This window comes from Corallococcus sp. Z5C101001 (genome assembly GCF_007352635.1).
Lineage (GTDB): Bacteria > Myxococcota > Myxococcia > Myxococcales > Myxococcaceae > Corallococcus > Corallococcus silvisoli.
The window spans coordinates 173091-195347 of record NZ_VKLU01000003.1; the positions used below are offsets into that span (position 1 = coordinate 173091).

Genomic DNA, 22257 nt, shown 5'->3' on the forward strand with positions numbered 1-22257 from the left:
GTGCGCACCCCTGCCTGCTTGCTTCAGGCGCGGATCACGCGCCCGGCGGAGGGACCTCGACCTCCACGAGCTGGGATGCGCGCCGCGGCGACAGGACCTCGAACGGCAGCCGCCGCCCACCGCCCATCGACAGCACGCGCTTGTCCTTGCTCACCAGCCACGCGGCCCCCACGCGCGCCGCCAGCGCGAGGAACTTCTGATCATCCCGGTCCCGGCACGGCGGCAGCTCCACCGGAGCCCCCTCCCCCTCCGACACCCGCACGAGCGCCCCATAGTCATCGCGCACCTTCCGCTGGGCCTCCGGGCTCAGCGCGAACGAGCGGTAGGCCAGCACCAGCTCCAGCTCCCGCAACGTGTGCCGGTCCACCCACGCCGTCAGCGCCCCCGTGAGCAGCGCCTCCTTCAATGGCCGGGTGAAGGCGTCGTCAAAGACGAACACATCCAGCACCACGTTGGTGTCCAGCACGACGGAACGAATGGCAGCCACAGCGGAAGGTGTCTTCACGGATGAGGAACTTTCCGCCAGCAACGCCGCCAACACAACCACACCCGCTCGCGCGTCAATCGCAATACACGCGGCGTCCATGGCGCAGACCTGGATTAGCGGACAAAGATGGACATCGCAAAATCCCCTCCCTGACCGGCACGCGCCGGTGAAAGGTCTGTCCATGACGGTGTTCCCCCGCACGCTGTGTCTGTCGTTGTTGGGCGTCGCCTCCCTGCTGGGCGGCTGTGGTGGCGAGGACGTTCCCACGCCGCGAGGCGAGGGCGTCGTCGTGCCCCCGGTCCAGAGCGAGGCCGCCGGGGACGGGCTGAGCGCGAGCGCGGCCTACTGTGACGACGTGACGACGTGGGACCCGGCGTGGGTGACGCTCGAGAACAACGTCCTCACGCTCATCAACCAGCGCCGCGCGGCGGGGGCCACCTGTGGAGGCGTGGCGAAGCCGGCGGTGGGAGCGCTCACGCTCGACACGAAGCTGCGCTGCGCGTCGCGCAAGCACTCCAAGGACATGGGCACGAACAACTTCTTCGACCACACGGGCTCCGACGGCTCCTCGCCGTGGCAGCGCATGGCCTCCGCGGGCTACAGCTACCGGACGGCGGCGGAGAACATCGCCGCGGGCTACGGCACCGCGCAGGCGGTGGTGGATGGCTGGATGGCCAGCACCGGCCACTGCAACAACATCATGAACGGGGCGCTGAAGCAGACCGGCATCGGCTACTTCAACGCGCCTTCCAGCACCTACCGCGCGTACTGGACGCAGGACTTCGGCACGCCGTAGCCGTCCCTTCGTGAACTCCGTCCCGGAGGCTCAGGCCTCCACGGGCGGAGGTGGACGCTTCGCCGTCAGCGTCGCCCCGGCCGAGGCGCAGCTCACCAACGCGACCGCCAGCCATTGCAGCGGCGTGAGCTGCTCGCGGAGGAACACCCAGCCCAGCACGGTGGCCACGCCGGGCTCCAGGCTCATCAGGATGCCGAAGGTGCGGCTGGACAGCTGGCCCAGCGCCATCATCTCCAGCGTGTACGGCAGCGCGCTGGAGAGGAGCGCCACGCCCAGCCCCGCCGCGAAGAGCCCGGGGGTCAGCCGCTCCAGGTGGCCGTCCATCAGCATGAACGGCAGCACCGTCAGCGTCGCCACCACCATGCCCGCCGCCACGCCCTCTCCCTCGGGCACGCGGCGCGACAGCCTCCCGCCCATCAGGATGTAGAGCGCCCAGCAGGCGCCCGCCGTCAGCGCCAGCACCACGCCCAGCGGATCCAAGGCTCCGGGCCGCGCCGTCCACGGGGTGATGAGCACGATGCCCGTCGCCGCGAAGAGCACCCACACGAAGTCCAGGGCCTTGCGTGACCCCACCACCGCGAGCGCGAAGGGCCCCACGAACTCCAACGTCACCGCGAGGCCCAGCGGGATGCGCGCGATGGCCTGGTAGTACGTGAGGTTCATCACGCCCAGCGCCACGCCATACGGGAGGACGGCGGACCACTGCGCCCACGTGTAGCGCGTCAGCGCGGGACGGAAGTACGCCAGCAGCATCACCGACGCGAGCACCAGCCGCAGGCCCGCCGCGCCCGCCGCGCCCAACACGGGGAAGAGCCCCTTCGCGAGCGCCGCGCCGCCCTGCACGCTCACCACGGCGATGAGCACCGCGGGGATGGGCGGCAGTGTCGAGGTCCGGCGTCCGGCGGCTTCGGTCATGGCGCCGGACTCTAGCCATGACGCCTCAAGGATTCACGGGGGCGCTCGAGGTGCCGGTGCGCAGGAGCGCTCGCCGGGCCAGGAAGCGGGAGACATTCCACTCGGGCAGCGTGTCCTGCTCCGACAGCCGGTCCTGGTGCCGAGCCAGCACGCCCGACATGAGCACCGTCTGGGACTCCGAGAGCGCCGGGAGCGACCGCACCAGGCCCGGCACCGAATCCGCTGAGAGCTGGGAAAGCATTTCGATGTCCAACGAACCGGTGCGCGCATGCCGCTCCAGGTTGTGGCGGACGATGAAGGCCTCGGGGTTGAGGAGGTTGAGCGCGATGACCGCGCCCAGCGCCGTGGTGAAGGCCCCCACCGCGAAGCGCTCCTGCTGCCACCACAGCGTCACGGCACGCCAGGCCAGCGCCGCGCCCAGCGCGACCATGAAGACATGCGTGTACAGGCGCAGCAGCGTGTAGCCGAACGCGTCTTCGTACAGCGACAGGCGCTTCATCGCCGACGCGAGGATGACCAGTGTGAGCCCCACCATCAGCGACGTGCCCGCGCGGAACGCGGTCTGGGCGGCGGGCGATTCACGCCGCGTCCAGCGGGTCAGGGCCAGCACCAGGACCAGGGTCAGCACGGAGACCACCACCAGTTCGAAGAAGCCGTGGCGCGCGTACTCCGCGAAGGAGTAGCCCGGCGCGGGGGCCGACGCGTCTCCGATGAACAGGTATGCCACCTGGATGGCCGCGAAGACGAAGAACAGCACGTCCACCGCGAGGATGAGCATGAGCGCTTCGATGAGGCCCAGGCGCGGCTTCGCGGGCTCCACCTCCGCTTCACCGGCTTCCTTCGGAGCGCGGCGGCGCAGCGCGTGGCCCAGCACCCCCGCGGCCACGCACGCGCTGAACGCCACGCCGATGCCGCGCCCCACCAGGGTGTCCAGGCCCAGGTTGAAGGACAGCAGGCGCTGCATCGCCAGGGAGAAGACGTCGTCCGCGGAGTCGAGCAGCAGCGCGAACACGTACAGCACTGGCAGCGTCAGCAGGAGGCCGCGGACCAGGGACATGATGCGGGGGCCGTGGGCGCGCAGGCCGCGCACGTCCACGCTGTCGCGCACGAGCACCGGAGGATAGCGCAGGGTCTGGATCGCGGAGCCCAGGACGACGGAGACGTAGCTCGTCAGCCCCAGCCGCTCCAGCCGGCCCGCGGCCCAGAAGTGAGCGAGCAACATCAAGAGCACGCCCGCGGTCAGGAGGTTGAGCGACAGGAGCCATTCGCTGTCCCGCACCGCCACGAAGACGCTGACGATCCCCAGCGGCGACAGCAGCCACGCGTTGGGCCGCGCCCGCTGCCAGCCCTCACGCCCGCCCAGCCACGCGAGCGCGCCGACCAGGGCCGCGACCAGCACGGGGAAGCCCAGGCCCCAACGCGCCCGGTCCAGCAGGACCTCCGCGAACACCCCCAGCGCCAGCGACGCGCCCAGCATCTGGCGCGGCGCGCGCACCCAGGGCAGCCACGGACGGGACGGGGCCGCGGCCGCGGTGGCCGGAGGAGGAAGTGGGGAGAGCGGAAGGGACGGGGTCATGGTGGCGGCACCTCGCGAGCGCGTCAGCGCCCGGTATGAAGACAGCATGCGCACGCCCGGCGGCACGGCGGCAGGCCTCGGGGACGAGCGGTCGCGGAAGCCCGCCGAACGGCGCCCCCTCTCCCGTGGCCGGTCGGGGCGCGTGGGCATGGGAGCGGGGGCTTCCTGGTCTGGGCGGTCGGATGAGGCACCGCATCGGTCGCACGCCGCGAGCAGCGGCGGGGCCCGCGGTCCGCCCAGCCACCCCGTGAGCGGCATTGGGCCCCAGCCTCCCATTCAGCTCAGGCGTCTCGTGGTGCCCGGCCCGGCCGCGCCACGTGGTCTCCCCTGGCCCGAGCAAATCGCTCAGCTCAGGCGTCTCGTGGTGCCCGGCCCGGCCGCGCCACGTGGTCTCCCCTGGCCCGAGCAAGTCGCTCAGCTCAGGCGTCTCGTGGTGCCCGGCCCGGCCGCGCCATGTGAGTCTCCCGTGGCTCGAGCAAACGACTCAGAGCAGACGTCTCGTGGTGCCCGGCCTGGCCGCGCGATGTGAGTCTCCCCTGGCCTGTGCAACCCGCTCAGCTCAGGCGTCTCGTGGTGCCCGGCCCGCCCAGTCCGCCTGAATCTCCCGGAGCCCAAGCAACCCGCTCAGCATGGGGCGCCTCGCGGTGCCGCGCAGCTCGCCCACGCGGCCTGAACCTCCGGTGGCCCAAGCCCCAGCCCAGGCAAGCGACCCGTGGACACACCGTTCCTCTTCACGTGAGCCGTGTGTGGCATTCCGCCAACCCACGCGGAGCGAGCATCGCGAGGCCCGGCCCGCGCACTCCGCGTGAGCGACCCCTGACTCCACCGGCCTTCCACTGCATCCACCTCACGACGAGCCGCGACGACTCGGTTTCCCGCGCCACTTCGCGGGCCGGACGCTTCGCGGCCCCCAAGTACGACGCAGCGAGCGAGTCGCGCTGCGTCGTCAAACACTTCGAGATTGTCCGCGCGGTCCGCGATGAAACGCGGTGATAGGTTGCCGCCCCGATGTCACCCTCGTCGCGACTCCCCTTCCCCCTCCGTCTCCGCTCGAACCCCGCCCTCTGGGGTCTGCTGCTCGCGTTCGCGGGCTGCGGCGGCCGTCCTACGCAACCGCTGTCGGTCCCCGACGCCGGCGCGTGTCTCACCAGCGCCTGCACCGAGGCCGACAGCGGAACGCCTCCGGATCCATCCGGCCCCCGCGTTCGCATCGCGGCCTTCAACGTGCACCGCCTCTTCGACACCGTCTGTGATTCGGGCTCCTGTGGCGGCTCGGCCTATGAGGAGCTGCCCACGGAGGCGGAGCTCGCGCAGAAGGTGGACCGGCTCGGCCGGGCCATCACGGCGCTCAACGCGGACGTGGTGATGCTGGAGGAGGTCGAAACGCAGAGGTCGTTGGACGCACTCCAGGCCCACACGCCCGGCTTCGACTACTCCGAGCTGGGCGAGACCGGAGCCCCGGCGTCGGTGGACGTCGCGGTCCTCTCCCGATACCCCATCATCGAAGTCCGCCACCACCGCGACTACCTCGTCCGGCCGGACGGCTCCTCGACGCGCTTCTCGCGCGAACTGCTCGAAGTGCACGTGGACGTGAACGGCGAACGGGCCATCGTCTTCGCGGCGCACTTCCGCTCCAAGGTGGACGACGATCCCGGCCGCCGCTTCGCCGAAGCCACCGTCTCCCGGGACACCGTCACCGCCGTGGCGAAGGAGTTCCCCTCCGCGCTGGTGGTGTTCGGAGGCGACCTCAACGACACCCCGGGCTCGGACGCGATCAACGCCCTGGAGAAGGACGGCGCCCTGCTGCGCGTCGCCAGCGACCGCCCGGACAGCGAGACGTGGACGTATGTCTATTCCGGCCAGCGGCAGGCCATCGACCACCTCTTCCTCGCGCGCGGCGGTGGCACCTACGTGCCGGGCTCCTTCCGCGTCGCCCGCGATGGCAACAGCTACGGCGGCTCCGACCACGGCGCCGTGTACGCGGACTTCGGGTTCGCCTCGCGCCCCTGACGCATCCAGGACGCCGGGCCCCGCACACTCCCCCGCCCTTCCCGCGCGGTGCCTGTGGACCACCGCACGAGGCACGCGCGGGTTTGATGTATCAATGACAGCCAGGGAATGAGCATCCCTGGCGACCGCTTCCCCGCACGGCCGCCCTCCCTACCTTCCACGCCATGAATGCAATCTCATGGCGAGGCGGGTGGGCGACACGCCACCTCCAGTCCCTCCGGCATCCTGTCCCCGGAGGCAGGCCATGATTGAGGTGCGCACGTTCGATGGCGACGCCCCCGAGGCCTCCTGGTTCCTCAACCGCGTCTGGCAATCCACCTATGGCAGGACGACGCCGCTCCCGGTCTGGGACACCCGCTTCTGCGACTGGCGGCTGTTCCGGGGCGGACAGGCGCCGCGCGACTACCTGCTGGCCGCCTACGAGGGCCGGACGCTGGTGGGCACCCTCTTCGCGGAGCCCGCGCGCATCCGCCTGGGGCGCGTGGAAGTGGACGGAAGCCATGGACTCCGGGCCACCGTCGCGCACTCACACCGCGGACAGGGCATCGGTGGCCGGCTGGCGCAGGAGCTGTTGCGGCGCCACCAGGACCGGGCCGCGCGAATCGCGCTGGGATGCACGACGGGTGAGCTCCGGCCGCGCGGCTTCTGGCAGCGGACCTGGAACACGCGCCTGTTCCGGGGGCTCGGACTCTGGATGTATGCCTTTGATGCCCAGGCCATGGCCCGCTGGTCGTTCACGCCTCATGAGCGGAAGCTGTTCTCACTGGCACGGCCCTTCTTGCGCCACCGCTTCCGCGAGGCGGACCCCCGGGACATCCGGCGCTATCGCCCCACCGACCTGGACCGCTGCATGACGCTGGTCCAGCAGATGCTTCGGCCCGTGACGCTGGGCTGCGCGTACACGGCCGGACAGCTGGCGCACCAACTCCAATATCGAGACGTGCCCCGGACCTTCGTGCTGGAGCAGGACGGCGTCGTGCGGGGGCTGGTGAGCTCCCACAGCGTCCTGATGACCGGCACCGGGGAGATCACCACGGAGGTCGTGGACCTGGTGGCCTTCGAGGACTCCGTGTCCGCCACCGACCGGCAGCGGCTCCTCCAGGTGGCGATGCAGGACATGGAGCAACGGGGCGTGGCCTGCGCCGGGATGCTGCGGGGCCCCGGCCTGCCCACCTCCCTGCTGTTGCGCGCGGGCTGGGTGCCGCTCCCCCGCCGCGCGAAGGTGACGTGCCTGCTGCCCACCAGCGACATGGAGCTCCCCGCAGCCCCGCGTGTCTTCACGCACCTGCACTGACGCGCCCGCGCGAGCGCTGGACCCTCCGCCACAGCCAGACACCCCACCCCACCACGGTCCGCACGCCCCCGCCAGAGCAGACGCACAGCGCCGGCAAGACGAGCAGCAGGTACTGCGGCCACTTGGTGTTCCACAGCAGCAGGAACACCAGCCCGACGACGGCGCCCACGGCCCACACGGGCCGCTCGCGCCATGTCCTCGGCAGGCCCACGCACGCCAGCGCCAGCAGCGCCCATGCGTTGAAGTCCGTGAGGTAGATGCCCTCCTGCGAGCGCGACAGCCACGGGCTCACGAGGAACGCCAGCGGCTGATACCAGGGCAGCGCGCTGCGGCGCACATGCTCGCCATGTGAGTAGTCCCAGTGGAACGAGATGGACTCCCACAGGGACGCGAACGGCGAGGACCACAGCGCGGGGTTCACGAGCACGAACACCGCCGCCGTCGGCACGACGATGGCGGCCCACGCGCGCCACCGCGTCCTCGCGCCCGTCACCAGGAACGGCAGGAACGTGAGCCCGCCCACCAGCCCATAGGGGTACTTCCCCGCCGCCGCCAGACCGAGCAACGCGCCGGACACCGCGGTCCAGCCCGGCGCGAAGCCGCTCCGCCGGGCGCGCTCGAAGGCGAGCAGCGCGAGCACCGCGAAGAGCCCGGGCACCGCCTCCAGATAGGCCTGGGCCGTGTACTTCGTGTGGTACGGGTCCCACGCGAGCAGGAGCGCTCCCAACGGATCCACCAGCGCCACCAGCCCCACCTGGAGCACTCCGGCCACCGCGGACAGGCCTCGGGTCACCCGGAACGCGGGGCGCGCGGCGTCAGGCAGGGGTTGCCCCATGGGCACGTTCGCCCAGTCCGGCTCGGGCGCGCCTGACACCCGCACCGCCTCCGCGAAGAGCAGCTTCACCAGCGGCGGATGTTCGAAGTTCTCCCGCACCTTGCCCACGTCGCCCCAGCGGCCCTGCTCCACCAGGCGGGCATAGGTGTAGGCGATGGGCAGGTAGGTCGCCTCGTCGAAGTCCTGCGACAGCCGTTCGACCGCCCGGGCGCGTTGCCAGACAGCGACCAGGACGGCGACCAAGGCGACGAGGACGGCCAGCAGGCGCGCGCGGGACACGCCTGCACGGATATCACGGCGCCGCCTCGCTGGAGCGGGAGGAGGAACCGCTCCGCCCGGGCACCGCCCCCCAAGCAGCCAGGGTGCGGCCCTGGTGGCGCGTGGCCCGACGCCCCAGCTTTGGAGCATGAGAACCGCCCGCATCCTCACCGTCGCCGCCCTGCTCGCGGGCGGCTCCGCCATCGCCAGGAGCACCGACACCGTGGAGCTGCTGTCGCCCCGGACGACCGTGCGCGCGAGCGTCAACGCGCAGGGCCTCCAGGGCCCGGACCTGCGACTCCGGATGACGGACAGCGCCCTGCAAGGACAGGCCTTCCAGCAACCCGTGGACCTGAAGCTGTCGGACCGGCGCATCCAGGGCAGCGTGGACCAGAAGCCGGTGGACCTCTCCGTGCGACAACGGGACGAGGTGGTGGAGGTGGCGGGCACCTTCGCGGGCAAGCCCTCGTCGCTGACGGTCAGCCCGGATGAGATCGCGGGGACGGTGGGGCCGTGCGGCTACAACCTCATCATCGAGCGCGACCGCAAGCACTACATCGGGACGCGGGCCTGCGGCGACCAGCGTGAGAACAACGTGCACGTCGTCATCCCGAAGGCGCTGGAGCACGAGTCCGCGGCCGGGCGGATGGCCGCGCTCAGCGTGGTGCTCTCCCATCCTTGAGCGTGGGATGGTGCCCAGGGCGCGGGTGTAGTGAAGTCCGCGCCGTGTCCCCTCTTCCTTCCGGCGCGGCGCCCGAGCGAACCATCGGGCCCTTCCAACTGCTGGCCCTGGGCGTCAACGGCATCGTGGGCGTCGGCATCTTCTTCGCGCCCGCGGAGGTCGCGGCGCAGGCCCCGGGCCTGGGCGCGGTGTGGGCCTTCGCGCTCACGGGGCTGGCGCTGGTGCCGGTGGCGCTCGCGTTCGCGGTGCTCGGCCGGCGGTTCGACTCGGATGGCGGGCCCGTCGTCTTCGCGCGCGCGGCGTTTGGCGAGCGCGCGTCCTTCCTGGTCGGCTGGGTGGCCTACGTCAGCGCCTTCCTGAGCACGTCCGCGGTGATGGCGGGACTGGCGCGGGCCGTGGCGCCGTCGGTGGGGCTGGGAGGCCCGCTGGGCGAGCGGCTGCTGGCCTCCGCGCTGGTGACAGGGCTGGCGGCGCTGGTGGCCTCCGGCATCCGCGTGTCGGCGAAGACCTGGACGGGGCTCACGGTGCTCAAGCTGGTGCCGCTGGGCGCGCTGCTGGCCGCGTTCTTCTTCCTGCCGGCCGGACAGGTGCCGCCCCCGGCGCCCGTGACGGGAGCGTCCTGGCTGAAGGCGGGGCTGACGGTGATGTTCGCCTACCAGGGCTTTGAAATCGTGCCGGTCATCGCCGGGCAGGTGCGCGCGTCGGAGCGCACGGTGCCCATGGCGACGGTGGGCTCGCTGCTGGTGGCGGTGCTGCTGTACATGGGGCTCGTGTGGGCGTGCGTCGCGGCGCTGCCGGACCTGGCGCGGGCGACGGCGCCGCTGGCCCAGGCGGCGGAGGTGTGGGGCGGCGCGGGACTGGCGCGGCTGGTGGGCGTGGGCACCAGCGTATCCGCGCTGGGCATCTGCGTGGGGATGATGGTGACGACGCCGCGCTACCTGTCCGCGCTGGCCTCCGGGGAGCGCTCGCTGTTCGGGCTGGAGCGCATGTCGGAGTCGGGGGTGCCCATGCGAGCGCTCGCCGTGACGTGGGCGCTGGTGCTGGGGTTCGTGAACCTGGGCGACCTGTCGGAGCTCTTCGCGCTCTCCGCCATCGCGGTGCTGATGCAGTTCGGTGTCACCGCCGCGGCGCTCGCGGTGCTGTCGCTGCGCCGGGAGCGCGACCTGCGGCCGGTGCACGCGCTGCTCGCGGTGCCCACGCTGGGGCTGGGCCTGACGCTGGTGGCGTTCGGCGCGAGCGCTCGCGAGGCGGGGGTGGCTTCGGTGGCGGTGCTCGCGGGGCTCGCGCTGATGCGGCTCTCGCGGCCGAGGCTCCCCGTGCCCGCCCGCCTGCCCTGAGCGCTTCCGCCCGGCCGTGGAGGGGGCAGGCGCGGGGGCGCACCCGCACGTTGTGTTGCGATGGGGGGATGGGACCGGGAGACTCGCGCGGGGGTTTCGAGGCGATGCTCGGGTATCAGGCGAATGCGCAGTGGCGGGACATGTCCGACTTCGTGGTGCACTTCACGAAGCCAGGGCCGCCGTACCACGACGCGTACCAGAACATGATGAGCATCCTGGGAGCGCGCACGCTCATCCCCGGCGCGGAGGGCTTTGGCATCGCGCGGCGGGAGACGGCGGTGGCGGACCGGCACCGCTCGGTGTGCTTCAGCGAGATTCCGCTCGATCAGCTCGCGCGGCTGGTCCAGCGGCGGAGCCTGTACGGCATCGCCTTCCGCAAGAGCTTCATCCTGTCGCAGGGCGGAGGACCGGTCTGGTACGTCCAATATGGCTCCCCGGCGCACCTGGCGATGCGGCACCAGTTGGATCAAGCCTTGTCGGCGAGCGAGCCGCACAAGGAGCCGGTGTGGGCGGTGACGCCCTTCGTGGACATCCAGGGGGATGCGCACAACGCGCCCTACAGCTACCGCTTCGACTGGGAGCGCGAGTGGCGGGTCCCGGGGCTCCTGCGCTTCACGGAGTACGACGTCGCGGCGCTCTTCCTCCCGGAGGAGGTCCACGGCGTGGCGCGCGACTTCTTCGCCTGGGCGGTGCGCGAGCGCGCGGGCCCGGGCTACTTCTGCCCCGTGTTGGATCCCGGCTGGAAGGCGGAGCAGATCCTGGAGGCGCTGAAGGAGCAGGCGGAGGCACCGGAGCGCAAGAGCGCCCCGGGCTGACGCAGACAGCGTGCGGTCCTTCGTGAGGGGTCACCGCCCCCATCAAGCCGAAGCCGCATCGGAAGCGCTCGAGGGCCCGCCTTGCGCGGTGCGCACACGCCTTCTCCCGAAGCTCCCTCCGGGAGAAGCACGTGCCTCCAGGCGGCTGAGCCACCTCGGGGACGACTCCCGAAGGCGGCCCTCCTGCCATCAGCGAGCGACGACGGCCCCGTTCAGCGCGAGGAAGTCCACGCCGCCGCGCGCGTCGCGCAACACCACCCACAGCTGCGCGGGCCCGGGCGTGGTCGGCGCCGTCCAGGTGTTCTCGCTGAAGGACTCGGTCTCGTCCTCGCCCCGGCCGGTGCGGTCCGCCTCGAAGTCGCCCGTGGTGGAGTACCAGGAGACGCGCAGGCTCTCACGCCGCTCGACGAGTGACTGGGAGACCACGTCGAACACCACGTACGTCTCCGCCGAGGGCTCCACGTCCTCCGGGCCGCTCCAGCGGGCGCGCCAGGTCACGGTGGCTCCGGCGGGCAGCGCGTCGAGCGCCACCGGGGCGCCGTCCACCTGCGCGGTCACCTCCAGCAGGTGCGGGGCGAGGTTGGGCACATAGCGCTCGCGGAAGTCGCGGGCCACCTCGGGGCTGGCGCCCACCAGGTTGCAGCGGATGCGCTCGAGCGCCACCGCCGGGTCCGACCCCGGCAGGTCCACGCGCACCGGCAGGTAGTAGCCGCCGGTGACGTCCGCATCATGCGGGCGGAAGGGCGGCTCGCCCGGGCGGGGCGCCGGTGTGTCCGGACCGAACAGCGTGCATGCATCCGCGGGCACCTCTCCCGACGTCTCCGGGCCGCGACCGCCGAAGGCGCGCACGTCCTTGCCCAGGCAGCTGGCGCCCACCACGTTGTTCTCCGTGGCGGGCTTGGAGGTGGCGCAGGTGGACCAGCTCAGCGCGGGCGCGCCGTCCGCCATCGCCACCAGCGCGCGGTACGCCACGACTTCTCCGGGGCGTGCCTCCGCGGGCGTGGCCTTCACGGCGAGAATGCGGGGCTCGGTGATGCGCGAGGAGCGGGTGCCGAAGTCCGGGCGGCAGCCCACGGCGAGCACGGCCACGGCGAGGAGGGTCTGGAGAGCTTTCATCGTCAGAACTGGTATCGCAGGCCGGCGACCGCGAGCACGGGCAGTCCGACGATGTACTTCCGCTCGCGGTAGTCGAAGTTGTAGGTGATTTCTTCGGGGTTCTGCCGGTTCGTCACGTTCTGCATGTCCAGGTAGACATTGAGCGTGCCGCCCCCGAGTTGGAAGTCGCGCTCGGCGCGCAGGTCCACCTGGTAGAAGGACGGAATGCGCACGGAGTTCTGCGAGCCGAACAGCGGCTGGTACACGTCGTCGCGGACGTCGTAGAAGGCGCTCGCCACGGGCGTGCGGGGCGCGCCGGTGGCGAAGCGGACGCGGGCTCCCAGCGTCCACGGCCCCAGCTGGTAGCTGCCGACCACGCCCAGCACGTGCGTCTGGTCGTAGTCGAACAGGCGCATGGCCGCGTCCGGCGAGTCCCGCCGCTCGCTGCGGCTGAGGCTGTAGGTCACCCAGCCGAAGAAGTTCTGCCACAGCTCCTGGCGCACGAGGAACTGCGCGCCGTAGCTGCGTCCGGTGCCGTCCTGGGTGAGGGCGCGCGCGAGCTGCGGCGTGGCGTAGGGGCTGCGGGCCACCAGGTTGTCGAGCGTCTTGTAGAAGCCCACCGCGTCCGCGGTGAGGGTGCCGGTGATGCGCCACGAGGCACCGGCGGTGGCGTGCACGGCGCGCTGGGGCAGCAGCGTGGGATTGCCGAAGACGGCGCTCATCTCCTCGGGCGCGGGGGCCTGGTAGTACACGCCCGCGGCGGCGTTGAGGGTGAGGTCCTTGCGCAGCTTGTAGCTGGCGGACAGGCGCGGCTCGATGACGGGGGTGAGGGTGGAGCGGCCAATGGGCAGCGTTCCGCCCACGCTCGGCGTCAGCCGGCTGGCCTCCAGCAGGAAGCCAGACAGGCGCAGGCCGGGGTTGAGGGTGAGCGCGCCCAGCCGCAGCTCCGCGGTGGCGTACGGAGACACCGTCACCTGGTTGACGTCCCAGGTGTCCGCGTTGCTCTCGTCACTGGGGCGCTGACCGAAGACGAAGATGTCGCCCTCGCGCGCGGGCAGGTTGAGCGAGCCCTGGCGCCGCACATGGGTGGGCGCGCCCTGCAGGTCCAGGCCGAGCGCGAGCGTCACCCCGCGATCCACCTTGCGCCGGTAGCTGCCGCGCACGCCCCAGCGCACGCCGCTCATGTCCAGCAGCGCCGGCGTGGGCCCGAAGGTGGCGAGCTGATGGCTGGAGTCCATGCCCACCGACGGCGTCACCACGAAGCTGGAGCCGTCCTCCAGGATGCGGCTGTAGCGCAGGATCACGCGGGAGAAGGAGCTGTCCGTCGTCTCCGAGCGCACCTGCGCCGGGTCGCTGGAGGCCACCGTGCGCTTGAGGTAGTCGTTCGAGCCGAGCACCAGCGCGCTCAGCGACTCGTCCTTGCGCAGGTCCAGCTGCCCCTGGAGCTGGTAGTCGTTGTAGCGGGGGATGGGGAAGAAATCGCCCACGTCCTGGGAGACCACGCCGGTGAGGACGCGGTCCAGGTAGCTGTAGCGCACGGCGCCGGCCACGCGCAGCGTGGGGGTGACCGCCGCGGAGAGCTGCGCGGAGGCGTCCATCACGTCCGCGGACACCACGCCGTGCACGCCGTCCGCCTGGGGCGCGCGCGTCTCCACCCGCACGAGGCCGCCCAGGCCGCGCCCGTAGTCCCCGCCGTAGGCGCCGGGCGTCAGGTCGATGCCCTTCACCAGCCCGGAGTTGATCGTCGAGCGCAGGCCGCCCACGTGGTAGAGGGCCGGAATCTCCACTCCGTCCACGTTGACGCGGGTGTCGCGCGGGGCGCTGCCCCACACGACGAGCTGCCCGCTGCCGAAGGACGAGCGCGCCACGCCCGGCAGGTTCTGCACCACCTTGAGGGTGTCGCCCTGCGTGCCGGGCACGCGCCGGGCCTCCTCGGTGCGGATGCTCACCTCGGTGGACTCCTTGCGGATGCGCGGCGCGCGCACCACCACCTCCTCGTCCACGCCCTCCTGCTTCTCCTCGGCCAGGTAGCGCACCGTCTTCTTCTTCGACTCGGCGATGTCCTCCTGCGTGGAGACGGTGATGAGCGTGGCGCTGGAGAGCTGCACCTGGTGCGTGCCCACCGGCACGTCGATGAAGGAGAACGTGCCCTGCTCGTCCGTGACGAGGGTGGCGCCCGTGTCCACGACCGTCACGGTGACGCCCGCCAGGGGCTTCTTGGTGAAGCGCTCGAGGACGACGCCCTCGAAGTTCACCTGCGGCCCCAGCTTCACCTTCACCTCGTCGATCTTGAAGGTGTAGCGGTATTCAATGCGCACCGGCGCCGGCACGCCGTCCACCTCGGCCGGCTCGAAGACGAACCTGCGGGCGGCGGCCACCGCGGCGGCGGCGAAGTCCGCCCCGCCGCTCTCCACCACCTTCACATCCTCCACGGTGCCGTCGGCGGCAATCTCGATGCCCAGCAGCACGGAGGCGGTGACGCCGCTCTCGCGCTTGTCCGCCGGGTACTCGGCCTCCACGAAGGTGGTCAGCTTGGGGGCCTTCGTGAGCTGCCCCTGCTGCTGCTCCTGGGCGCGCGCGCTCCCCAGCGCGCACACCAGCGCCAGCACTGCCGCCACCAACATTCGCCCTTCGCGCACCACGTTAGTCTCCGAGTTCGAAGCGCCGGGCGAGCGTGAAGACGCCGCCGGTCACGGGTTTTCCGCAGGCGGTGGAGGGCTTGAAGCGCCACAGCTTCACCGCGGCCACCGCGGCGGCGTCCAGGGCCGCCTCCACGGTGCTCACCACGTCCACCCTCGCGACGCTGCCGTCCGCGGAGATGATGACGGAGAGCACCAAGCGGCCCTCCACGCCGTCGGCGCGCGCCTGGGCGGTGTACTCAATGTCCGGCGTGCGCACGAGCGGCACCGGCTTGGTGGGCGCCTCCGTGCAGGGGTCCTCGTCCGGTGGCGGCGGGGGCTTCACCGGCTCGCGGCGCGCGATGGGCTGCTTCGAGGGAGCGGGCTCGTCGCCGCGAGTCGTCGGGCCACGCGTCAGCCCGCCCACGGCGATGCCGCCGCCCTGGCCGCCACCGTCGTTGCCCAGCGTCAGGCCGGTGGAGAGGGCCGCGGGCCGAGGGGCCGGCGTGGGGGCGGACGCGGGAGGCGGCGGGGCCGCGGCGGCCACCTCGGGCGCCGGCTCCGGACGGCGCGGGCGGGGCGCCGGCGGCGGTGGGGGCTTCGGAGGTTCCTCGGGCTTGGGCTCCGGCTTCTTCTTGGCCCCCTCCACCACCGCGACGGCGATGGCGCGGTGCTGCGTAGGGGTGCGTGACAACCAGAAGATGAGCGCCACCGCCAGCGCATGGAGCGCCAGGGAGATGAAAAGGGGCTTACCGCGCATGGCGTCGTCTTCTCAGTCGGCCTGCACGTTGATGGCGAAGTGGGTGATGCCGGTCACCTTCGCCAGGTCGATGATGTGCACCACCGCGCCATGCGGCGTGTCCTTGTCCGCGCTCACCACCAGGTTCATGTCCGGGTTTGCCTTCACCGCGGCCGTCAGGCGCTCGCGCACGAGGGACTCCTCCGCCGGCTGCTCGTCCATCAGCAGCTTGCCGTCCTTCTGGACCACCACCGTGGTGGGCTTCTCCGCCATGCCGTCCGAGCTGGAGGCGCGCGGCAGCTGCACCTTGAGCGTCTGCGCCACGATGTACGTCGAGGACACCATCAGGATGATGAGCAGCACCAGCACCACGTCGACCAGGGGCGTGACGTTGATGTTGGAGATCGTGCCGCCGCGGCGGCCCCCGCCTCCTCCGAGCGTGCCAGCCATTACGTCTGCACCTCGCGCTCACGGACGGGGGACCTGGCGGCCAGCGCAGCCGCCCCGTTGGAGGGCGCCTCGGTCGTGGTGCGCGCCGGGTGCGCGCTGCGCAGGTGGGCCAGCAGCTGGCCGCCGAGCGTCGCCACGTTGTCCTCCACCTCGTTGCACTTCTTCTGGAAGTAGTTGAAGGCCACCACCGCCGGCAGCGCCACGAGGATGCCCACCGCCGTGGCGATGAGCGCCTCGGCGATGCCGCCCATGACGTTGCCCATGCCTCCACCACCGGCCTGCGCGCTGCCCAGTTCCTTGAAGGCGGTGATGATGCCGAGCACCGTGCCGAACAGGCCGATGAAGGGCGAGTTGTTGGCCAGCGTGCCCAGGAAGAGCAGTCCGGACTCGAACTGCGGCCGCCGGTCCTTCAGGCCACTGCCGAGGATTTCCGCCACCGCGTCCGCGCCGTCGGCGTACCACTCCAGCGCCTCGGTCAGCACCTGCGCCTCGATGCTCTTGTGGTGGGCGAGCACCGCGCGCGCGCCCGCCACGTCCCCGGCGCGCAGCCGCTCCACCAGCGCGCGGCCCAGCTTGCGCGGGTCCACCCGGCGCTTGTGGAAATACACGATGCGGTCCACCACCACGCCCACCGACATCACCGACAGGGCAATCAACAGCCACAGCACCGCGGTGCTGCCCATCTGCACCGCACCATGCATCTTCTCCAACATCATCAACTCCTCGCGAAGCGCGAAAGCGAAACCCGGAACGGCTCAGGGAATGTCGAACTCAAGGGCCAGCAAGCCGGCGCCCTTCTCGTGGGCGCCGCGCGTGTCGGACTCCACCATGCTGCCCGCGGCGCGGCCGAGGACCTCACCGTCAAGGCGCACCTCCGCCTTCCAGTTGGCGCCGGCCTCCGCGCACAGGCTAAAGGCGTCCACGCGCACCACGTAGTGGCCGGAAGGGGGCGGCTGCCTCCACACCACGTCCTCCTGGCGGCGCCCGTCCAGCACGCACTGCGCGTTGGAGTCGTACAGGAGCACGCCCCCGGCCTCCACCTGCGAGGGGTCGATGACGCCCACGGTGGGCGGCGTGTACGAGTTGATGTTACGCGCCCAGATCTCCACCCCGTCCGGGATGGTGACGTGCAGGTCGAGGTCCGCCTGCGTGTCCCAGGAGAGGCTGATGACGAGGCTGCCCGCGGGGGCGGCGCTGGCCATCACGTCCACGCCCAGCGCGCGCGGCGGGCCGGCGCGGCCTTGTCCGTCCAGCGCGCGCGCCACCACCTCGTAGCGCCCGGCCTCCACGCGCGGCGAGAAGGCGAGCTGCGCGCTGAACGTCACCAGGTCCTGGTTGAGGGTGTCCACGTTGCCGGTGGGGATGCGCCAGTGGCCCTGCTCGCCGGAGAAGCTGAGCGCCACCGCCTCCGCGCCCTTGACGGCCAGCCCGCTGAAGGACTTGGCCTGGACGCCAGCGCGCACCAGGGTGTTGGACGTGGTGACGTCCACCAGGTCGGGGCCGCCCTCGGGGGCCTGCAGCTCCTGGGGGTAGTGCCGTGCTCCGGCCACCTGCATCAGGGCGTCCAGCCCCGAATCACTCGTCTCTCCACAGCCGGCCAGCGCCAGGAGCGCCAGCACCATCGTCGTCGCGAGCCGCATCAGAAGACCACCTCGCCGCGCACGGTGAGCGCGTCATCCGGCAGGGTGGTGGGGGCCCCGCTCGTGGTGCGTGCCAGCGCGTTGGTGTTGTGGTCGTACTCCACCATCACCCGGCCGTAGGGAGCCAGCCGCGCGCCCAGCACCACCGCGGTGGTGGACAGCGCGTTGGTGCGCACCACCTGCGTGCCGTTGCGCACCTCGCTGGCGTCGCGGTCCGGGTCATAGAAGTCGTAGCGCACGCCGGCGAAGAGGTGGGGGCCCACCTGCGCGGTGAGGCCCACCAGATAGCCCTGCTCGCGCAGCGCGCGGCCGGCACCCACCGGGTTCGCCACCTGGAAGCCCCGGTCGAGGTTGGAGGCCCAGTACAGCTCGCCCAGGGCCTGCAGCGTCACCCGCTCCGTGACGGGCACCGTCACTGTGAGGTCCGCGCCCATCGCGTCGCGCGAGAAGGACTGCGAGGCCTGCGCCGGGTAGCCGGGGATGATCTGGATCTCCGGCAGCTGCACCTGGCCGTCCTCGTTGATGTCGCGCCAGGTCACCTGGTCCTTCGTGGCGGCGACGCCCCGGGTGAAGCCGTGGCCGACGAGGTACGAGACGCCGGCCCGCACCCCGACGCGCTCCAGCTGGGTGTCCACGCCCAGGCGGCCCACCACGTCCTTGAGGGCCAGCGGGGCGCGTCCCGGGAAGGACTTTTCGCCCAGGGGGTGGCCATTCATCACGCCCACCGCGTAGCGCAGGAAGCGCCAGCCGCCGGACAGCTGCGCGCCCAGGTCATACTCGCCGGGGAAGAGGGCCGAGGCGGCGTTGCTGCGCTCCAGGAAGGGGCGCACGCGGTCGCTCTCCAGCACTTCGTGGCCCCAGGGGATCTTGAAGAGGCCCACGGTGGCCATGGCCAGCGGCGGGGCGTCCGCGTCCGGCTGGTAGCGCAGGCTGACCTCGGCCGCCTGGAGGCGGGCGGCGGGGCCCTTGACGGTGTTGCCATCCAGCTCGAGCGCGCCGGAGATCCACGGCGCGGTGAGCTCGGCGCGCACGCGGGCGCGGCGGATGAGGAAGCGTGTCTGGTTGAGCGGCTCGCCCGTGGCGGGGTTCAGCTCGTCCTCCGAGGACTGGCGCATCAGCACGCCGTCGGACTGGAGGAAGCCGGAGAGCCGGAAGTCCACCGGGCTCGCCTTCGCCTCAGGAAGGATGGGCGGCGCGGGGGGGCGCAGGCGCTCCAGCTCCAGCTTGAGGGCGGCCACCTCCGCGTCCCGGCTGGACTTCTCGGCGGCGAGCGACTGCTCGAGGGATTCGAGGCGCACGTCCGCCGCGCTCTTCCCCACTCCACCGGCCGGCGGAGCGGCGATGGACGGGGACTCCTGGGTTCCCGCGGGTGAGAGGACGCCGCTGCCCCCGGGGGCCTCGGGCGGCGTCTGGGCCCACGCGGTGCTGGCGGTGGCCATCACGGCGGCCGTGACCAGCGGCCACGCGCCCCCGCGAAGGCGGGCGTGTGCGCGGCGAGAGAACTGGGGGTTCAGGGAGCGGGACATACGAGGAGAGCGCGGCGGACGGACGTTCAACGGATGCTCGCTACGGCAGCGACGGCAGGGTGCCGTCCGCGTTGAGCGGGAGGGAGGGGTTCTTGGTGATTTGCGTGACGCCCGCGGGCGGGCACGAGTTGATGATCTCGTTGTTCACGTCGGCGGGGGTCTTGAAGCAGGTCTGCTCCTCCGTCGGGTTGCCGTCGTCGTCGGGAGGATTGGAATCAGGCTTCTTGTCATCGCCGCAGCCGGTCAGGGCGAGCACGCAGAGTGCGCCCGCGGCCAGGAGCCGCATCATTCGGGTCGACATGGAGGTTTCCTCAGTGAAGTCAGGGGTTGAAGCCGCGCGGGCCTACTTCGCCTCGCAGAAGCCGCTCTGGCACGACTGGTCACTGCTGCACTGGCTGTCCGCCGTGCACGCCTTGCAGGAGGAGGAGGCGGTGCCCACGAGGCTCTCGAAGTAGCAGCCGCAGGCGGCGGCGGGCTTGAAGCGGTGCAGGTCGCCGCCCTCGGCGGTGCGGCTGACCTTCATGGCGCACAGGGGGATGAGCTTGGCGTCTTGGGCGACCGTCTTCACCAGGTCCACGCCCGCGAGCGCCTTCGTGCCCAGCACCACGTCGATGAACGTCTTGGCGTTGGCGTTGGTGGGCACGCCCTGGGCGTTCACCGGGGTGACGAGGTGGGCGTAGCCCAGGCCGGCGTAGCGGCCCTCGCGCACGTTGATCTTGTCATGCGAGGTGCTGGTGGCGTCCGGGTAGTAGGCGAACTTCTGGCCGCGGCCCTTGAGGGCCAGCACCTTCACCTTTTCGCGGTTGGTGCCCGCGTCCACCACCTCCATGCCGAGGATGCCGATGGTCCCCTCGACGTTGGCGCTGGAGCTCACGGAGGCGAGCACGTCACCGGAGCCGGCGTCCTTGCCCGCGCTGTTCTTGCGCTGGCCGAACCACTTCTCGTTGGGCACGCCAACGGCGGAGGCGAGGATGCGCAGGGTGCCGGAGCTGTCCGGGCGGATGAAGAAGAAGTTGGGGTCGGTCCACGGGGCGGCCTGCTTGCCCTGGGCGCCGCCGAAGCCGAACGCGAAGTAGGCCTCGTCGGCGGTGATGGCCGACTGGGTGCTGGTCGGCGGCACCACGAACGTCATGACCTGCGCGGGGCCGGTGAAGTCACCGATGGTGGACGGGCGCACCGCGCGGGTGCACGTCTCCACGAAGACGTCGGAGATGGCGAGCTGAGTGGCGGCGGCCGCCGACAGGGTGCACGTGGGCGGAGTCCCCGCGGCGCCGTCGTTGAAGGACTCGGGGAAGTAGGAGAGCGAGGAGCCCGCCGCGACCAGGTTCTGGTCCGGAGCCACCACGCCGTTGACGCCGCTGCACGAGCCGTTGCCCAGGTACGCGATGAGGATGTTGTTGGGGGCCGCCGCCAGCTTCGGGCCCATGACGTTGAGCAGAGGCTTGAGGGCCGTGGAGCCGGTCACCAGCAGCAGCTGCTTGCCCTGGTTGGTGGCGAGGGTGGCACAGTCATCCGCGAGCGCCGGAGCCGCCCCGGTGAGGGCAGCGAGCGCCAGCAATCCAGTCAAACGACGACGCATGGTGGGTCTCCTGGACAGGAGGCGGTGGGTTTCAACCAGTGACGGCAGCTCCAGGCCATGCGCCTGCGATTGCGGGCGCGACTCCCATGGCTGGATCTGCCGGGGAACTCGCGATGCTCTCTACAGGGTTTTGGAGAGGGCGAAAGTCGCCAGATGGCGTCGCCGCAAGAGTTTTCAATGGGATTGGCGTCGTGACGGTTTCGATACGGAAATGACACGAACCCCGGGATGAATGGTCACGGACGTGAAACACGAGCCGTGGGCGTGTCGTTTGTGTCACGCGCCCCTCCTTGCCCGCGCGGGATGCGCGGCACGGCCGAACCCGCTCACCCCCAGCAGAAGGGAGGAGCGGGCGAAGGCCTCGGCGCGGGCTTGCGGAGGGACGGTGAGCTACTTGCGCTCGACGCGGGTGCCGGAGAGGGGCTTCACCTCATCGCGAAGGACGGCCACCGCCAGCTTGCGGGTGTCCTCATACGACGGCTCGCCATTGAAGAAGGCGAAGGTCCGGTGTGAGTCGTCCGCCGCATAGGCGTCGAAGTGGAAGACCCGCCCCGTGGCGCCGGGCTCTCGCGCGGCGTTGGTGAATGCGTACGAGCCCAGGCTCAGGCGCCACGCGACGGGGGCCCCTCCCGACCCGGGCGTCTCCACGTAGAACGTGTAGCGCACGGCCCAGTCCCCTTCGAGCTTGAAGTGCTCCGCGACCATCACCGTCGCGTCGCCCTCCTTGAACTGCTCCCGGACGAAGACGCCACTGTCCACCTTGCCCTCCTGGTGGAGCTTCACCAACCGGGCACGCGCGGCGTCACGCTCCGGGAACTGCTTCAGCGCCTCGTGCTCCTGCACCAGCTTCGCGAGCGTGCGCCAGTCATCGGGCAGGTCCAACGCGGCGGCCTGGAAGTGCGCCAGCGCCCGCGGGTGGTCGCCCTTCTTCTGGTAGGCCTGCCCGATGTTGTACCGGGTCATCGGATGGCGTGGAGCCCGAGGCGTCACCTTCGACAGCCATTGAAAGGCCTCCGCCTCCTGTCCCCCGTCCAACAGCATCAGTCCGAGCGCGCCAGCGGACTCCCCGTCATCGGGATCCAATGAGAGTGCATGCTCGAATGCCTTTCGCGCCCTGCCTGCGTCCCCCGCCAAGGCCAGGGCATTGCCCAAGGCAGACCAGTATTTCACCACCCGAGGTGCGAGCGCTGTCGCCAGGGTCAACTCCGCGATGGAGCCCTGGTTGTCCGAAACGACCCCTAGCGAATAGCCCTTGAGGTAGTGGTACTCCGCGACCTCGGGGGCCAACGCCAGCGCCTTGTCGAACTCCCGCCCCGCCTCCGCGTCACGCTCGCCATAGAAATACACGCGCCCCAACAGGTAATGCAGGTGCGCGTCCTCCGTGTCTTTTTGAACAGCCTTTTCCAGCGCCTGCTGGACCCGCTCGAACACCTGCTGCTGGGCGGGCCCCGCGGGCGAGAACCGGACCGCATCCAGTTGCGCCTCCCACTCCACCGCGGCGGGCGTTCGGGTCAACTGGACGGCGGCGGGCGCGGCGGTCCTGCACGCCACGCTCAAGGCCAACAAAGCCAGACACACGAGTTTTCCGGGCATGCTCGCAATCTC

20 protein-coding genes are annotated in these 22257 nt (G+C 71.3%); 6 read left to right on the forward strand and 14 right to left on the reverse strand.

Annotated features, from left to right (window positions below; translation table 11 throughout):
* Positions 1 to 34: 34 nt before the first annotated feature.
* A complete protein-coding gene (locus tag FOF48_RS06825) occupies positions 35 to 487 on the reverse strand; it encodes a putative toxin-antitoxin system toxin component, PIN family (protein WP_255441976.1) in 453 nt (150 codons plus the stop codon).
* A gap of 181 nt (positions 488 to 668) precedes the next feature.
* Here FOF48_RS06825 and FOF48_RS06830 point away from each other — a divergent pair, with 181 nt between their 5' ends.
* Positions 669 to 1283, forward strand: a complete 615-nt coding sequence (locus FOF48_RS06830) for a CAP domain-containing protein (protein ID WP_143899359.1) — start codon at positions 669 to 671, stop codon at positions 1281 to 1283.
* Positions 1284 to 1313: 30 nt separating this feature from the next.
* Here FOF48_RS06830 and FOF48_RS06835 read toward each other — a convergent pair whose 3' ends face one another.
* Both FOF48_RS06835 and FOF48_RS06840 read right to left on the reverse strand, forming a co-directional pair.
* Positions 1314 to 2198 carry a DMT family transporter gene (locus FOF48_RS06835; protein WP_143899360.1) on the reverse strand — a complete coding sequence of 295 codons (885 nt, stop codon included), beginning with the start codon at positions 2196 to 2198 and terminating at the stop codon, positions 1314 to 1316.
* Between the two features lie 25 nt (positions 2199 to 2223).
* Positions 2224 to 3774 carry a DUF4153 domain-containing protein gene (locus tag FOF48_RS06840; RefSeq protein ID WP_143899361.1) on the reverse strand — a complete coding sequence of 517 codons (1551 nt, stop codon included), beginning with the start codon at positions 3772 to 3774 and terminating at the stop codon, positions 2224 to 2226.
* A gap of 1008 nt (positions 3775 to 4782) precedes the next feature.
* On the opposite strand from FOF48_RS06840, the gene FOF48_RS06845 reads away from it, so the two are divergent.
* Both FOF48_RS06845 and FOF48_RS06850 read left to right on the forward strand, forming a co-directional pair.
* Positions 4783 to 5784 (forward strand): endonuclease/exonuclease/phosphatase family protein, encoded by a 1002-nt coding sequence (locus tag FOF48_RS06845; protein ID WP_143899362.1) that lies wholly within the window; start codon positions 4783 to 4785, stop codon positions 5782 to 5784.
* A gap of 244 nt (positions 5785 to 6028) precedes the next feature.
* Complete coding sequence (locus tag FOF48_RS06850; RefSeq protein ID WP_143899363.1) at positions 6029 to 7078, forward strand: GNAT family N-acetyltransferase; 1050 nt, start codon at positions 6029 to 6031, stop codon at positions 7076 to 7078.
* Here the strand turns inward: FOF48_RS06850 and FOF48_RS06855 are convergent.
* The gene (locus FOF48_RS06855) at positions 7062 to 8192 is read right to left on the reverse strand and encodes a hypothetical protein (RefSeq protein ID WP_143899364.1); all 1131 of its coding nucleotides are present in this window, start codon (positions 8190 to 8192) and stop codon (positions 7062 to 7064) included. The two genes, FOF48_RS06850 and FOF48_RS06855, sit on opposite strands and share 17 nt — an antisense overlap.
* A 127-nt stretch (positions 8193 to 8319) precedes the next feature.
* Here FOF48_RS06855 and FOF48_RS06860 point away from each other — a divergent pair, with 127 nt between their 5' ends.
* From FOF48_RS06860 to FOF48_RS06870, 3 genes are all read left to right on the forward strand, one after another.
* Positions 8320 to 8853: a hypothetical protein gene (locus FOF48_RS06860; RefSeq protein WP_143899365.1), complete on the forward strand. Its 534-nt coding sequence runs from the start codon at positions 8320 to 8322 to the stop codon at positions 8851 to 8853.
* A gap of 83 nt (positions 8854 to 8936) precedes the next feature.
* Entirely contained in the window at positions 8937 to 10190 is a 1254-nt protein-coding gene (locus FOF48_RS06865) for an APC family permease (protein WP_143899781.1), read from the forward strand.
* A 140-nt stretch (positions 10191 to 10330) separates the two neighbouring features.
* Positions 10331 to 11005, forward strand: coding sequence for an abortive infection system antitoxin AbiGi family protein (locus FOF48_RS06870; RefSeq protein ID WP_235685436.1), 675 nt, complete (start codon positions 10331 to 10333; stop codon positions 11003 to 11005).
* Positions 11006 to 11194: 189 nt separating this feature from the next.
* Here the strand turns inward: FOF48_RS06870 and FOF48_RS06875 are convergent, their stop codons facing one another.
* The 10 genes from FOF48_RS06875 to FOF48_RS06920 all read right to left on the reverse strand — a co-directional run bounded on the left by FOF48_RS06875 (position 11195) and on the right by FOF48_RS06920 (position 22245).
* Complete coding sequence (locus FOF48_RS06875; RefSeq protein ID WP_143899366.1) at positions 11195 to 12121, reverse strand: hypothetical protein; 927 nt, start codon at positions 12119 to 12121, stop codon at positions 11195 to 11197.
* A gap of 2 nt (positions 12122 to 12123) precedes the next feature.
* On the reverse strand, positions 12124 to 14724 hold the full coding sequence (locus FOF48_RS06880; protein WP_143899367.1) for a TonB-dependent receptor domain-containing protein: 2601 nt from the start codon (positions 14722 to 14724) through the stop codon (positions 12124 to 12126).
* A 19-nt stretch (positions 14725 to 14743) separates the two neighbouring features.
* Positions 14744 to 15478: an energy transducer TonB gene (locus FOF48_RS06885; protein ID WP_143899368.1), complete on the reverse strand. Its 735-nt coding sequence runs from the start codon at positions 15476 to 15478 to the stop codon at positions 14744 to 14746.
* Between the two features lie 12 nt (positions 15479 to 15490).
* Positions 15491 to 15907 carry a biopolymer transporter ExbD gene (locus tag FOF48_RS06890; RefSeq protein WP_143899369.1) on the reverse strand — a complete coding sequence of 139 codons (417 nt, stop codon included), beginning with the start codon at positions 15905 to 15907 and terminating at the stop codon, positions 15491 to 15493.
* Positions 15907 to 16623 carry a MotA/TolQ/ExbB proton channel family protein gene (locus FOF48_RS06895; protein WP_143899370.1) on the reverse strand — a complete coding sequence of 239 codons (717 nt, stop codon included), beginning with the start codon at positions 16621 to 16623 and terminating at the stop codon, positions 15907 to 15909. Before FOF48_RS06895 ends, FOF48_RS06890 begins: the two co-directional genes overlap by 1 nt.
* A gap of 39 nt (positions 16624 to 16662) precedes the next feature.
* Complete coding sequence (locus FOF48_RS06900; protein ID WP_143899371.1) at positions 16663 to 17547, reverse strand: hypothetical protein; 885 nt, start codon at positions 17545 to 17547, stop codon at positions 16663 to 16665.
* Positions 17547 to 18989, reverse strand: coding sequence for a hypothetical protein (locus tag FOF48_RS06905; protein WP_143899372.1), 1443 nt, complete (start codon positions 18987 to 18989; stop codon positions 17547 to 17549). The genes FOF48_RS06900 and FOF48_RS06905 overlap by 1 nt, the downstream gene beginning before the upstream one ends.
* Before the next feature lie 124 nt (positions 18990 to 19113).
* The gene (locus tag FOF48_RS06910) at positions 19114 to 19374 is read right to left on the reverse strand and encodes a hypothetical protein (RefSeq protein WP_143899373.1); all 261 of its coding nucleotides are present in this window, start codon (positions 19372 to 19374) and stop codon (positions 19114 to 19116) included.
* A gap of 42 nt (positions 19375 to 19416) precedes the next feature.
* Positions 19417 to 20652, reverse strand: coding sequence for a hypothetical protein (locus FOF48_RS06915; protein WP_143899374.1), 1236 nt, complete (start codon positions 20650 to 20652; stop codon positions 19417 to 19419).
* A gap of 390 nt (positions 20653 to 21042) precedes the next feature.
* Positions 21043 to 22245, reverse strand: a complete 1203-nt coding sequence (locus tag FOF48_RS06920; protein WP_143899375.1) for a tetratricopeptide repeat protein — start codon at positions 22243 to 22245, stop codon at positions 21043 to 21045.
* Between the last annotated feature and the right edge of the window lie 12 nt (positions 22246 to 22257).